13 protein-coding genes are annotated in these 13,357 nt (G+C 41.1%); 12 read left to right on the top strand and 1 reads right to left on the bottom strand.

Annotated features, from left to right (window positions below; genetic code table 11):
- The first annotated feature begins 148 nt into the window (after window positions 1-148).
- The 12 genes from I4Q58_RS11955 to I4Q58_RS11900 all read left to right on the top strand — a co-directional run bounded on the left by I4Q58_RS11955 (window position 149) and on the right by I4Q58_RS11900 (window position 12,115).
- On the top strand, window positions 149-523 hold the full coding sequence (locus I4Q58_RS11955; protein WP_203296120.1) for a hypothetical protein: 375 nt from the start codon (window positions 149-151) through the stop codon (window positions 521-523).
- Window positions 524-592: 69 nt separating this feature from the next.
- Window positions 593-2,692 (top strand): TonB-copper family protein, encoded by a 2,100-nt coding sequence (locus I4Q58_RS11950; RefSeq protein ID WP_203296119.1) that lies wholly within the window; start codon window positions 593-595, stop codon window positions 2,690-2,692.
- Window positions 2,693-2,717: 25 nt separating this feature from the next.
- Window positions 2,718-3,569, top strand: a complete 852-nt coding sequence (locus tag I4Q58_RS11945) for a hypothetical protein (protein WP_236002908.1) — start codon at window positions 2,718-2,720, stop codon at window positions 3,567-3,569.
- Between the two features lie 191 nt (window positions 3,570-3,760).
- A complete protein-coding gene (locus tag I4Q58_RS11940) occupies window positions 3,761-4,255 on the top strand; it encodes a c-type cytochrome (RefSeq protein WP_203296117.1) in 495 nt (164 codons plus the stop codon).
- A 29-nt stretch (window positions 4,256-4,284) separates the two neighbouring features.
- On the top strand, window positions 4,285-4,854 hold the full coding sequence (locus tag I4Q58_RS11935) for a fasciclin domain-containing protein (protein WP_203296116.1): 570 nt from the start codon (window positions 4,285-4,287) through the stop codon (window positions 4,852-4,854).
- A gap of 32 nt (window positions 4,855-4,886) precedes the next feature.
- A complete protein-coding gene (nosZ, locus tag I4Q58_RS11930; RefSeq protein WP_203296115.1) occupies window positions 4,887-6,851 on the top strand; it encodes a Sec-dependent nitrous-oxide reductase in 1,965 nt (654 codons plus the stop codon).
- A gap of 142 nt (window positions 6,852-6,993) precedes the next feature.
- Window positions 6,994-7,629: a hypothetical protein gene (locus tag I4Q58_RS11925; protein WP_203296114.1), complete on the top strand. Its 636-nt coding sequence runs from the start codon at window positions 6,994-6,996 to the stop codon at window positions 7,627-7,629.
- A gap of 61 nt (window positions 7,630-7,690) precedes the next feature.
- Window positions 7,691-8,134, top strand: a complete 444-nt coding sequence (locus tag I4Q58_RS11920; protein ID WP_203296113.1) for a nitrous oxide reductase accessory protein NosL — start codon at window positions 7,691-7,693, stop codon at window positions 8,132-8,134.
- 88 nt (window positions 8,135-8,222) lie between these two features.
- The gene (locus I4Q58_RS11915; protein WP_203296112.1) at window positions 8,223-9,473 is read left to right on the top strand and encodes a nitrous oxide reductase family maturation protein NosD; all 1,251 of its coding nucleotides are present in this window, start codon (window positions 8,223-8,225) and stop codon (window positions 9,471-9,473) included.
- Window positions 9,457-10,167: an ABC transporter ATP-binding protein gene (locus I4Q58_RS11910; RefSeq protein ID WP_203296111.1), complete on the top strand. Its 711-nt coding sequence runs from the start codon at window positions 9,457-9,459 to the stop codon at window positions 10,165-10,167. The genes I4Q58_RS11915 and I4Q58_RS11910 overlap by 17 nt, the downstream gene beginning before the upstream one ends.
- Complete coding sequence (locus I4Q58_RS11905) at window positions 10,160-10,942, top strand: ABC transporter permease (protein WP_203296110.1); 783 nt, start codon at window positions 10,160-10,162, stop codon at window positions 10,940-10,942. Before I4Q58_RS11910 ends, I4Q58_RS11905 begins: the two co-directional genes overlap by 8 nt.
- Before the next feature lie 558 nt (window positions 10,943-11,500).
- Window positions 11,501-12,115, top strand: coding sequence for a thioredoxin family protein (locus I4Q58_RS11900; protein ID WP_203296109.1), 615 nt, complete (start codon window positions 11,501-11,503; stop codon window positions 12,113-12,115).
- On the opposite strand, the gene I4Q58_RS11895 is transcribed toward I4Q58_RS11900, so the two are convergent.
- A complete protein-coding gene (locus I4Q58_RS11895; protein ID WP_203296108.1) occupies window positions 12,105-13,316 on the bottom strand; it encodes a hypothetical protein in 1,212 nt (403 codons plus the stop codon). The genes I4Q58_RS11900 and I4Q58_RS11895 overlap by 11 nt on opposite strands.
- Between the last annotated feature and the right edge of the window lie 41 nt (window positions 13,317-13,357).

Below are 13,357 nucleotides of genomic sequence, written 5' to 3'. Positions count from 1 at the left end.
TATTTTTATCTTAATTATGATAATAATCATTTCCGAACCTTGCCCATACGGTTATCTTTGCTAAAAATTAGGATTCGAATTTCGCAAAGGTTATAGCGTTTGAAACCGACAATAGTAAATGAAGCCAACAAACGGTTTCACATCAAGGATGAAAAGTATAGTACTCATATTCACTGTTTTTCTAATGTTGGTGAAGCCCATCTGGCCAATATTCGATTACATTTCGAATTATGACTATATAGTATCGAAACTCTGTGAGAATAAAGATAAACCGGAGCTTCAATGTAATGGGAAATGCTATCTGTCTAAAATGTTGGCAAAGTCGGCTCAAGAGGAAGAGGAAGCACCCTTTACCTCCAAGTTTGGCTTTGAATTTCTGAACGTTTTGTTTCTAGAGAAGCACACAGCATTTACCATAGGGGTTCGCTATGAAACCGAATCTAGTATGGCTTCACATAAAAAGCCTATATATAGCAACTTGTATACTGATATACAAACGCCTCCACCAAAGGACATAGCCTAGTACCTTCTCATGGGCTGATAATCGAAGAATCGCTTCAGCCTAATTCTATCATTATAAAAACTTATCCCTATGAAACGCATGCAAAATGTGAGGGGAAGCTTATATCCAAGCAATAAGGTTTGGCACGTGCTAGCACTCTTGGTTGTGCTATCGGTATATCTATTTCCTAAGGATGGATATGCGCAGGAAACAACCGATACGATGTGTTCAGCATCCTGCGAACCAGAATGCAACGGATCATGCGAAATCCCCCTTAAATTATATGAACTAGACGAGGTAATCCTGATTGCTCCTAATAAGGAAATTGGATATCAGAAACAATCGAAGCCGTTGTCCTCCATAGACGAGTACTTAGAATCGTCCGAACACGTCAAAATGATTAAAAGAGGTGCCTATGCCTGGGAGCCTACCCTTAATAGTATGGCCTCCGAGCGACTCTCCATAACCATAGATGGGATGCGCATCTTTGGAGCGTGTACCGACAAGATGGACCCGATAACCTCGTATGTAGACGTTTCCAACCTATCAGAGATTTCCGTGGAAAGTGGTCAGGAAGGAAACGAACACGGAAATTGTGTTGGCGGAGCCATCGATATGAAATTGGATACCAGTCCGTTTAAGGAAGACTATCTCAAAGTTAGTTTGGATGAAGGTTTTGAGTCGAACAACGAGCAAAAAATTACGGGTGTCGACGTAAACTTTGCTGAAGAATCCTTCTATCTGGATGGCGATGTCATCTACAGAAAGGCCAACAACTATACAGATGGAAATGGAGAAGAAGTGTTGTATTCGCGGTATGAAAAGTTTAATCTCTCCGTAAATGGAGGGCTAAATTTGAACGATGAAGGAAAGGTAACTGCTTCCTTTATTTTTGATCAGGCAAACGATGTGGGCTATCCCGCCTTGCCTATGGATGTGTCGTTGGCTCGGGCCTTCATCGGTGCTATTGGATACGAGCAGTACAATGTTGGTATAGTTAAAAACTGGAAATCCAAGATTTATGCGAATTCGATAACGCATATCATGGACGATTCGCAACGTCCCGATGTGCCGATTCGGATGGATATGCCCGGTTGGAGCGATACCTTCGGGTTTTATTCCCAAGCGGAACTAGAGCACTCCCGACATTCCTTTTTAGTGAAAGTAGATAGTTATTACAATCGTTCGCTAGCTGAAATGACTATGTATCCCAACGACAGCAATCAGGCCGATATGTTTATGCTAACGTGGCCCGATGTACGTACCTGGAACACGGGCATTTTCGTACAGGATGCCATTGCCTTGGAAAAGGGGAATATGTCGCTGTCTACCCGTATTAGCTATCATCGGAATTGGATCGTTGATGAATTTGGGCTGAATAGTCTTCGCATTTTTTATCCAGAAATGGAGGCTTCGCAACATCGATTTTTGGCGAGCTTCGGTTCGAATTATGATAGAACAATAAACCACTTCAAGCTTGCAGTAGGTGTCTCTTATGGTACAAGGGCTCCTTCCGTTTCCGAAGGTTTTGGCTTCTATTTGTTCAATAGTTCCGATAACCATGACTATATCGGCAATCCAGATCTTAAAAATGAACAGGCTTATGAAATGAAGGCTCGGATTTCTTTTCAAAAGAAAAGCTTTACCGCTTCACTTCAAGGAAGTTATTTTTATATGCCTAACTATATTATCGGCGAAATAGATGAAAGCATCGGAACGATGACCATCGGAGCCGAGGGAGTAAAGCTATACCGTAATTTGGACTATGCTTCCATCGCGAATGTTAGCGTTCAAAGTGAATATCTACTCAGTAAAAATTGGACTTGGAAAGGTTCGATTTCCTACCATCGCGGAGTAGACGATACCAATCGAAACCTTCCGTTTATCAGTCCGATAGCCTATGGGAGCTCGGTCCAATTCAAGAAGAATAGAATTTTTGGAGAGGTGGCTATGGATGGTGCCGGTGAGCAGGTAAACGTTAGCGAGGTTTTTGGTGAAGACAAAACCGAAGCCTACACGGTATTCTCTTTATCTATAGGGAAAACATTTACCGTTTCAAAAAACCAGTTATATGCAAAGGCTGGTGTGGAGAATATTTTCGATACCTATTATTCCACTTATACCGATTGGAACAATATACCAAGAATGGGAAGAAATGTCTTCGTCACCCTATCCTACAAAATCATTTAATAAAAAAAACAAAAAATTATATATCATGAAAATATTTAAAACAATCATATTGATAGTACTCACCTTACTGATAACGGCGTGTTCGGAAGATGAGGAAAACACACAAATCGAGGAAAATCCTGTTGCTGACCTTATATTGGTAGAACAAATAGAAGCCAACAATCATACGATAGAACTGTATTCGGAACAAGACAATTTTTACGTTGGGTACAATGAAATCTCGCTGCGCGTGAAAGACAATACTGCAGATGATTATTTTTCGAATGTATCCATAACTTGGATGCCTATAATGCACATGACATCTATGTCGCATTCCTGTCCAAAATCGGATATTGAAACGACTCAGAATGAAACGGTGTCCAAAGGATTTATGATCTTTCAGATGCCGGGAAACAGTGAAGAATACTGGGAGTTAACGCTGAATTATGAAATTGAGGGAGTTGCCTACGAAGCTTCGAAAATTGTTGAAGTAGTGCAAAAACCCGATGGTATGAAAAACTGTATTTCGTTTGTGGCAGCTGATGACAGCCGGTACGTATTGGCATGGGTCGCCCCAAAAGTGCCCGAAGTGAAGGTTAACGACTTTATAGTAGCGTTATATAAAATGGAAAACATGATAACTTTTTCCAAGGTGGAGGACTACACTATCATGATCGACCCACGAATGCCGGGAATGGGGAACCACAGCTCTCCTAATAACGAACATTTAACCTTCGATTCAGCTTCCGAAATGTATGCAGGAAAGTTATCCTTAACTATGTCTGGATATTGGAAAATCAATATGAAACTTCTTGATGCTGAAAATTCGGTGTTGAAAGGGGAGGATGTAACGGATACAAATCCTGAAAGCAGCTTGTATTTGGAAATAGAGTTTTAAAAACAAATCGGTCTAAGAAAGTGAAAGGGCTGTTCCATACGAACAGCCTTTTTTACCTTAAGTATAAAATTATGGTGGAAGGATAACTGCCTGAAACTTAATAAAGGACAAAATTGTCTTAAATATGACAATTGTCATTTTATACCCTTCCCTTCACCCCTACATTTGTGGTATAAATAATCACAATCACTATGAAACTTATACAGAAAAGCCTCATGCTACTTAGTGTATTCGCTATGATAAGTTGTGGGGGGAAGGAAGAAAAGAAAGAAGAAACCATCAAAATTGGCGGTGGTGAAAAAAAGGTAGTCGTTAAAAAAGATGCGACCCCTCCGAAAGCCGATTTAATCGATATGAGTAATAAAGGGATTGGACCCGTAAAAGATGTTACGCTTGCCGAAGCGATCGACCAAACCATGGCCAAAGAAGGGGAAGAACTCTTTAAAAGCAAGTGTATGGCGTGTCATAAACCCGATAAGCGTTTTATCGGTCCAGCTCCTAAAGACGTCTTAAAGCGTCGTTCTCCAGAATGGGTAATGAACATGATTCTAAATCCCGAGGAAATGGTAGCCAAAGACCCTATCGCAAAGCAATTGTTGATCGAGTATAACGGCTCTCCAATGGCCAACCAAAGCTTGGAACAAGAGGAAGCGCGTAAGATCTTGGAATACTTCAGAACCTTATAAACCAACAGCAACTCCTAAAAACCAATAAAATGAAAACCATACTCAAATGCATGTTCGCTGCTTTCTGTATGCTCTCCCTTGCTGCCTGCAAGGAGGAGGCCTCCTCAAAACAGGAAGCGGCAACTTCCCCACAGAAAAACACAACGACTGAAAATCAAGGCCAAGCGTTTATTGAAGATGACGAATCGCAACCGAATGTACTCGACATCGCAATAGGCTCTAAAGACCATTCCACTTTGGTTGCGGCCGTCCAAGCAGCGGGACTTGAAAACTCGCTTGTGAATGCGGGTCCTTTGATGGTCTTTGCTCCGACAAATGAAGCGTTCAACAAATTACCCGAGGGTACAGTGGAAGGGCTTTTAAAGCCTGAAAACAAACCGAAACTAGCATATATCCTCAAACACCATGTTACCCCGGGTAATTATGATAAAGAGTTTTTGAAGAAGTTCAAAAAACTCGGTCAGGCCAGCAATCAAAATGTCGAGGTCACTACCGAAGGCGATGACGTATTTGTTGGAGGAGCCAAGATATTAGCCAGTATCCCCGCTGGCAATGGCATTGTGCACGTAGTCGATAAGGTTATTGTGCCAACAGAATAAAATAAAAAATCAACATCTAAACCATAATTCAAATGAAACGAATACTTAGCAATATTGCAATGCTAGCACTGCTTGCCGGTTTTATAAGCAGTTGCAACAATAGCGAATCGAACAAAAACGGCAACCGCGGCGCGCTGGCTTCCAGTGCAGCCGAAAAAGTGTATGTGGCTCCAGGCGAGCATGATGAATACTATGCCTTTATTTCTGGAGGTTTCAGCGGACAATTATCCGTGTACGGCTTGCCTTCTGGACGTTTATTCAAGGTTATCCCAGTGTTCTCACAAGATCCTGAAAAGGCTTGGGGGTATAACGAGGAAACAAAACCTATGCTGAATACCTCTCACGGATTTGTGCCATGGGACGATGCTCACCACCCGGATATTTCCCAAACTTCAGGCGAATTGGACGGTCGTTGGGTTTTTATCAACGGAAATAACACCCCGCGTATCGCAAAGATAGATTTGACCACTTTTGAAACAACTGAAATTATCGAGGTTCCAAACAGTGCAGGTAACCACAGTTCATCCTTTGTGACAGAAAACACAGAATACGTTGTTGCAGGTACACGATTTTCAGTTCCTGTACCGCAGCGCGATATGCCGATTAGTGAATACAAGGGGAACTTTGAAGGAGCGCTTTCCTTTATCAGTGTAGACCCCGAAGACGGTGGGATGGATATCAAGTTCCAATTACTGATGCCTGGATTCGATTATGACCTTTCACACCCTGGACGCGGAAAATCGCACGGTTGGTTTTTCTTCACTACCTATAATACGGAAGAGGCCAACTCGCTCTTAGAGGTGAATGCTTCCCAAAATGATAAGGATTTTATCGCTGCTGTAAACTGGAAAGCTATTGAAGAATATGTGAATAATGGTGGCGGTAAGAAAATGCCAGCACGCTATGCACACAATGTATATAACGATGAAACCCACACGGCTACTTCAACTATGAAGGAGGAAGTATTGGTGGTACGCCCAGAGGAAGTGCCTGGAGCGGTTTATTTCCTTCCTACTCCAAAATCACCTCACGGTTGTGATGTAGATCCTTCTGGAGAGTATATCGTGGGTAATGGAAAGCTTTCCGCCGACCTTACTGTACACTCTTTCACCAAAATGTTGGATGCAATCGAAAATGAAAAATTTGATGGTGAAGCCTACGGTATCCCAATCCTAAATTTTGAAGATGTGTTAGCCGGAACTGTTAGTCAGCCTGGATTAGGCCCACTTCATACCGAATTCGATGGTGAAGGGAATGCGTATACTACATTCTTCATCTCTTCTGAAGTAGTGAAATGGAAGTTAGGATCTTGGGAAGTGGTCGATCGCCAACCTTGTTACTATTCAGTAGGTCATTTGATGATTCCTGGCGGAAACTCTCGTAAACCTTTTGGAGATTATGTGGTGGCCATGAACAAGATTACAAAGGACCGTTATTTACCAACGGGTCCAGAGGTAACGCAATCGGCTCAGTTATATGATATTTCTGGCGACAAAATGGAACTGTTATTAGATTTCCCAACGATTGGGGAACCCCACTACGCTGCTGGTATTGCTGCCGATATTGTAAAGAAAAACTCTCGAAAAATCTTCAAACTGGATGAAAACAAGCATGAGTATGCTACGTTGAGTCCAGCAGACGCTCGAGTAGAACGCGATGGAAACGAGGTGCACATATATATGAGTATGATCCGAAGCCACTTTACCCCAGATAATATTGAAGGCATCAAAGTTGGCGATAAGGTATACTTCCACGTAACCAACCATGAGCAGGATTACGATGTGCCGCACGGTATTAGTATGATTGGTGCCAATACATCAGAATTGCTCATTATGCCTGGACAGACAGAAACCTTCGTTTGGGAACCTAAACAAGTGGGAGTTTGGCCATTCTACTGTACCGATTTCTGTTCTGCATTGCACCAGGAAATGCAAGGATACGTTCGCGTATCGCCAGCCGATTCGGATATCGAATTAAGCTGGTCCCTTGGAGAATAGATAGTTCTATGGTTCTGGAAGCATTCGGTTAGTGATTAATAATGTTTCCAATGAAGAGGCGGGGGTTGGTTGATTTCCCCCGCCTTATTCAAAAAGAAGGAAAAATCAACACAATTATATCGATTTACTTAATAGAAGAATTATGAAAAAGGCTGGAATTATAATGATCATTGGCTCTTTGCTGTTATTAGGGCTTTTCAAATTTCCCCTTTGGAGCATTATGTTAGGCGCGCCACAGTATCCAGATCCGTTAGGAATGAACATTTTTATCGATGGCATTGAAGGCGCAAGTGAATTCGATATTCAGAATATCGATGGACTGAATCACTATATTGGAATGAAAACAATTCCAAAACCTGAAGAAATGTGGGAGTTTAGCACCTTTCCAATGGTAATTGGAAGCATGGTCTTTCTTGGAGTAATAATAGGATTTCTTGGCTTTCTCGGAAAGATTAACCATTGGTGGTTTATCGGATGGTTTCTTAGCATGAGTGTGCTCGGAATTTTGGGAATGTACGATTTCAACCTATGGCTGATTGAATACGGAACCGATCTAGACCCAAATGCTATTATGAAAATGACTCATCCCGATGGAACGCCTATGACCTATAAGCCACCGCTCTTTGGTCATCAAAAAATGCTGAATTTCGACGTGGACTCGTGGCCACACACGGGTGCCTATTTTATGTTTATCGGAATGATGCTCACCTTAGCTGCCTTTTTCATCGGGAAACGAGAATGGAACTCGAAAGCTATCGTGAAAAAAAGTACGCAATAGTTCAAAAGGAGGCCTAACCCCTCCAGAAGCGATAATCGCTTCACCTTTAAAAATCAACATCATGAAATCAACATTTTTATTGCTCAGCCTAGTACTGCTGTTTAGTGCATGTGCTATCGAGCCCAAACCCATTCAATACGGAGAGGATAACTGTCATTACTGCAATATGACTATCGTCGACCGGCAGCACGCAGCGCAGATCGTTACCGAAAAAGGGCGTGCTTATTCCTTCGACGCCATAGAATGTATGGTGAACTTTAAGCAAGACTACAAGGGTCCCAACATTGCTTTATTCCTAGTAGCCGATTACGATTCGCCCGGAGAACTTCTTCCTGCCGAAGAGGCGAGTTTTATTATCAGTAAGGAAATTAGTAGCCCGATGGGCGCTAATCTTTCAGCCTTCAATAATGAAGAGAAAGCCGCTGAAACCATTTCAACCCATGGAGGTAACCTGTTCGATTGGAAGCAACTACAAAAACAGCTTCAAAATCCGCTTAACAACTAAATCCTACAGGCAATAAGCAAGGAACTGTAACCAGTATACCTGTCATTTGTCATAGGAATCGACATGTTCCTACTATAATTTCGCCGCTATGTGCAGATTACTATTTTATATCGTCCTTTTCATTTTACCGCCACTAGTAAGTTGGGCCAATACCATAACCGTTTGCGAAGGTTGTAAAGTGTCAAGCATTAAGGAGGCCGTGAAGGTAGCTTCCGCATACGATACCATCGTAGTGCAAAAAGGCGTCTATCGCGAATATAATATCGGAATCGATAAACCATTAACATTGTTAGGCGAGAATCAACCTACGATCGATGGCATGGACAAGGGAGAAATCATTACCATTGAAAGCGATCATGTTACCGTAGATGGTTTCACCATAATAAATGTCGGGACAAGCTATACCACCGATTATGCAGCCATTCGGGTTGTAAAAAGTACCGATTTTCTAATCCAGCAGAATACTTTGGAGCGCCTTTTCTTCGGAATTTATCTTGAAAAGTCCAATGGTGGGAAAGTGCTTCATAATACGATAAAAGGCGATGCGGTTAACGAATACAACTCGGGGAACGGCATTCAACTTTGGTATTGCAAAGATGTTGAGGTGGCCAATAATTCCGTTCGGAACGTACGCGATGGAATTTACTTGGAGTTTTCCGATAACATTCATATTCATAATAATAAAAGCATAGATAATCTGCGGTATGGCCTTCACTTTATGTTTTCGAACAACGATAGCTATACCAAAAATTTATTTGAAAACAACGGGGCAGGGGTAGCGGTAATGTTTAGCAAGCATATTGAAATGAAAAACAATGTGTTCCGAAAAAACTGGGGAACTGCTGCCTTTGGTCTGTTGTTGAAGGAGATAAACGATGCCGAAATCATCGGAAATGTATTCGAGGAGAACACCGTAGGCATCAATATTGAAGGCTCCAATCGCATCGATTATCGCCACAACGATTTTATCAATAACGGTTGGGCTATGAAAGTCCGTGGTGCATGTTATACCAACACCTTTCAATTCAATAACTTCTTATATAATTCTTTCGACGTGTCGTATAACAGCAAATTGAACGATAACCTATTCGACCAGAATTTCTGGAGTAATTATACCGGTTACGACCTGAATAGAAACGGAATTGGCGATGTGCCATATCGTCCGGTGAAGTTGTTTAGCTATATCGTGAACCGAACGCCAGAAACCATCATTTTGCTGAGAAGTCTTTTTATAGACATTATCGATTTTTCAGAAAAGGTTTCCCCTGTTTTTACACCTGATAATTTAATGGACGAACATCCAAGAATGAAACGAATAGACCATGATAGCTATAGATAATCTTCATAAAAAATTCGGTAAGAACCAAGTGCTTCAGGGCATCGATCTTACTATCGATGAGGGCGGAATTTTTGCTGTTCTCGGACCAAATGGTTCAGGAAAAACCACCCTAATCAAAAGTATTTTGGGTATGGTGCTTCCCGATGCGGGCAGTATTCGACTAAATGGCTCCTCCATAAAAAAGGACTGGAAATACCGGAACCAAATTGATTACCTACCACAAATTGCCAATTTTCCCGGGAACTTAACAGTTCAAGAGTTGATTAAAATGATAAAGGATCTTCGTAGCGATAAAACGACCGAAGATGAACGCTTGATAGATGTTTTCAAACTACAGCCCTTTTTAAATAAGAAGCTGAGCAATCTTTCGGGGGGAACAAAGCAAAAGGTAAACTTGGTCCTAACCTTTATGTTCGATAGTCCGCTGATTATTTTGGATGAACCAACTACCGGCTTGGATCCCATTTCGCACCTGCGATTGAAAACCCTTATTTCCGAAGCGAAGGAAAAGGGAAAAACAATTTTGATCACTTCCCATATTATGAGTTTCGTTGAAGAAATTGCCGATGAGATTGTTTTTCTATTGGAAGGAAAAATTTACTTCCGTGGAAGCATTTTCCAATTAAAGGAAAGGACCGAACAACCCGATTTTGAACACGCCATCGCGGCCATGTTATCCTCAAGTTATGCGTAAGATTTTAAAATATAGTTTCTACGATTTAATGCGAAGCCGTTGGAGCTACGTGTACTTTTTGTTCTATCTATTATTAGGAATTGTATTATTGTTTCTAAACAACGATTTGAATAAAGCGGTCATTACGTTAATGAATGTTATCATCGTGCTTGTTCCCTTGATCGGAACTATTTTCGGGGTCATGTACTATTACAATTCAAAAGAATTTACCGAGTTGTTATTGGCACAGCCTGTGAAGCGAAGTTCCATCTTTTTAGGCCAATATTTCGGGGTAGCGCTTTCCCTTTCCTTAAGTTTGATACTTGGTTTGGGCGGTCCTTTTGTTTTTTACGGAATCTTCAACAGCAGCGCTATTTGGGATTTTTCCTTGTTATTGGTAACGGGAACACTACTAACCTTGATCTTTACCGCCTTGGCCTTTGTAATCGCGCTATTCAATGAAAACAAAATCAAGGGATTTGGCTATGCCATTTTGCTATGGCTGTTTATGGCGGTCATTTACGATGGTTTATTCTTGATGTCTTTGATGTATTTTGAAGACTATCCATTAGATAAATTTTCCTTGGTAGCTACGATGTTGAATCCCGTCGATCTTTCACGGGTACTCATCTTGTTGAAACTGGATATTTCAGCATTGCTCGGATATACGGGAGCGGTTTTTCAGAATTTCTTTGGAACAAGTTTCGGATTGATACTCTCGTTAGGAATGTTGGGATTGTGGGTGTTAGTGCCTGTATTAATTATCAATCGTAAAGCCAAGCGAAAGGATTTTTGATTGCAGGCTGGAGGTGGTAGGCTGTAAGCAATAAGCGCTATACTTTCTAATTATGTAAGCGGTGCTCCGAATATTCTCATCACTCTACATAAACTTACCTAATTAGGGTTGACCGTTTTTAACTCTGAACTTTGAAATTGTGACCCGTGATCAGAGAACGATGATTCGTAAGCTATAATTATTAGTCTATGAGTCTATTCTCTAAAGTCTCTTTTCTCTTTTTCTGAACTCTGAATTCTACATTCTGAATTCTGAATTCTGAATTAGTTTATAAGTCTTTCCTTCTTTGCAACTAATCGGTGGTGGACAACCAATGGCAATTCTAAAATCAGAAATCGTCAATCGATAATTCTAAATTCTGCATTAGTGAGTTTATGAGTTTATGAGTCTATGAGTCTATGAGTCTATGAGTCTATGAGTCTTTGATGCTTTGCCACTTTGCCACTTTGCTCCTTTGCCACTTTGCTTCATTGCTGCCAAGATTGAAAGCTGACACTGGTCATAGGCAATGGGTAAGGGAATCGATACCTTTGCGACCATTACAATATGACAACTACGATGAAAGAGTTATTGAAGCATTCGGTAGAGGCGGGTATAAACTACGAGGCCTATAAACTGCTTTTTGAACAATTGGCGAAAGAAGGTAGAACTACCGGTGAACCTACCGAGGATAAGATCAATTTTACGAAACTAAATTTTAGTCGAAGCAAACGTTTAGACAAAACCGGTGTGATAAGCGATGAACAGGCGAAGGTTTTTTCTGAAATTTCGGAAAAGCAGATATGGTTAGTTATAACCGAACCTTGGTGTGGCGATGCAGCGCAAACGCTTCCATATCTGAAAAAAATGGCCGACTGTTCAGAAAAAATCGAACTGAAATTAGTGTTACGCGACGATCATCCCGAATTGATGGATGCCTTTCTAACTAATGGTTCTAGAAGTATTCCAAAAGTAATCTTCCTAAATGAAGCATCAGAGGTCTTAGCCACTTGGGGACCACGTTCTATTCCTGCCACAAAAATGGTGGAAGAATACAAAACAAAGCATGGCGGATTGGATGCAGAGTTCAAAAAACAACTTCAAATTTGGTACAATACCGATAAGGGTCAATCGGTTATTTCTGATGTTTCGAATATTGCGGCAACCATTTCCTCAGCTAAAACTACCGCTTAACAGAATACTTCCAATTTGCAACGGCAATCCAAACGATCGCTATACATAAAATACCACTTGCCAAGCTAAGCAATACGTTTTGAAGTGGAAGCGAAGGTAACGTAAATAGCGAAACGCTTCCCCTGTAAAAAATCAATATTTCGGTAAGTAAAAACCCGATTATATATAGCGTTAATGCACGGCTTGGCAATACCATGAGTGTGGTATGTCGTAGCAAAGCAAAAAGAGCCAGACTCACCAAGCCTAAAAATACCCAATGAAGATAACTGATAACATAGTCGATATTAGTAGCGATAATTTGGGCTGTAAAGGGCAAACTCCCGCTCAGTTGCGCAATTAGTTTTATACCTAGGCATAAGCCGGCAATTATGAGAAGCCGCCTTACCTGTGTCGACCATCTTTTCTGTAAAAGCGTACGATGCCAAAGCGTTTTGCCCAATAGTATAGTAAATGCCCCCACTTGTAAAGCACCCCCTATAAATGCAAGTACGTAAAATAGGAATGGCGGTTGCATCCATAATATGGAGAGAAAGAAGGTAAGAAGCACACCTGCAATCAACAGCCAATAGAAGCGTATAAACGTTCTGGTAGATAAGAGAATGTTTTCGTCTTCCCATAACTTCAAGAAGAGGCCACAAAGAGCTACGATAAACCAACCGTTATACTGAAAGTGAAGGTAGAAATAGATGGCATTTCGATACCAAGGAGAACTGCTTCCCACAGTAGCCATGATCCCGCCGAGCGCCCATGGTCCTATACTGGAAATTATCATAAACCAAAGCGCTGCCCTGATCAATTTATACGAATGTGTTTCTTTTAAGGCAGCAGGAGTATATCGGAAAAATAAATAGGCGAAATAGTAGGAGGCAAATAAGAATAGGGTTGAAAACAGTATAGACAATAGTGCATAACCGGTAAAAGGAAAGGTGAAAAGCATCCCGACAAGGGTGCCCTGCGTACACCAAAATAATATGTGATAGCGACTTGCAATATCGCTTTTCTTCAAATAGAAATGATAGAGCAAAGAGGTGAGCGCAATATAGACCCAACCGAGTAATGCAATATGGGAATGGGCATGAACAACATGCCGGTAGTTAAACTCGAAGTCAGAGACAGCAAATAACCGCAGACCAACACCTAAAATAGCTACTATACAAAAATATACTAGGCCATATCGAATGTGTTTTTTAGCAAGCTCCATACATCAACGGTTTCTAATATGATAACCTAAGGAATACTACA

The sequence above is a fragment of the Luteirhabdus pelagi genome (assembly GCF_016827595.1).
Lineage (GTDB): Bacteria > Bacteroidota > Bacteroidia > Flavobacteriales > Flavobacteriaceae > Luteirhabdus > Luteirhabdus pelagi.
This window is presented reverse-complemented; position numbering and strand designations above follow the sequence as displayed.

Bases quoted from the DNA above. Each gene is read 5' to 3' on its own strand.
- I4Q58_RS11955 (WP_203296120.1), top strand. From the start codon at position 149: ATGAAAAGTATAGTACTCATATTCACTGTTTTTCTAATGTTGGTGAAG.
- I4Q58_RS11950 (WP_203296119.1), top strand. From the start codon at position 593: ATGAAACGCATGCAAAATGTGAGGGGAAGCTTATATCCAAGCAATAAG.
- I4Q58_RS11945 (WP_236002908.1), top strand. From the start codon at position 2,718: ATGAAAATATTTAAAACAATCATATTGATAGTACTCACCTTACTGATA.
- I4Q58_RS11940 (WP_203296117.1), top strand. From the start codon at position 3,761: ATGAAACTTATACAGAAAAGCCTCATGCTACTTAGTGTATTCGCTATG.
- I4Q58_RS11935 (WP_203296116.1), top strand. From the start codon at position 4,285: ATGAAAACCATACTCAAATGCATGTTCGCTGCTTTCTGTATGCTCTCC.
- nosZ (WP_203296115.1), top strand. From the start codon at position 4,887: ATGAAACGAATACTTAGCAATATTGCAATGCTAGCACTGCTTGCCGGT.
- I4Q58_RS11925 (WP_203296114.1), top strand. From the start codon at position 6,994: ATGAAAAAGGCTGGAATTATAATGATCATTGGCTCTTTGCTGTTATTA.
- I4Q58_RS11920 (WP_203296113.1), top strand. From the start codon at position 7,691: ATGAAATCAACATTTTTATTGCTCAGCCTAGTACTGCTGTTTAGTGCA.
- I4Q58_RS11915 (WP_203296112.1), top strand. From the start codon at position 8,223: ATGTGCAGATTACTATTTTATATCGTCCTTTTCATTTTACCGCCACTA.
- I4Q58_RS11910 (WP_203296111.1), top strand. From the start codon at position 9,457: ATGATAGCTATAGATAATCTTCATAAAAAATTCGGTAAGAACCAAGTG.
- I4Q58_RS11905 (WP_203296110.1), top strand. From the start codon at position 10,160: ATGCGTAAGATTTTAAAATATAGTTTCTACGATTTAATGCGAAGCCGT.
- I4Q58_RS11900 (WP_203296109.1), top strand. From the start codon at position 11,501: ATGAAAGAGTTATTGAAGCATTCGGTAGAGGCGGGTATAAACTACGAG.
- I4Q58_RS11895 (WP_203296108.1), bottom strand. From the start codon at position 13,316: ATGGAGCTTGCTAAAAAACACATTCGATATGGCCTAGTATATTTTTGT.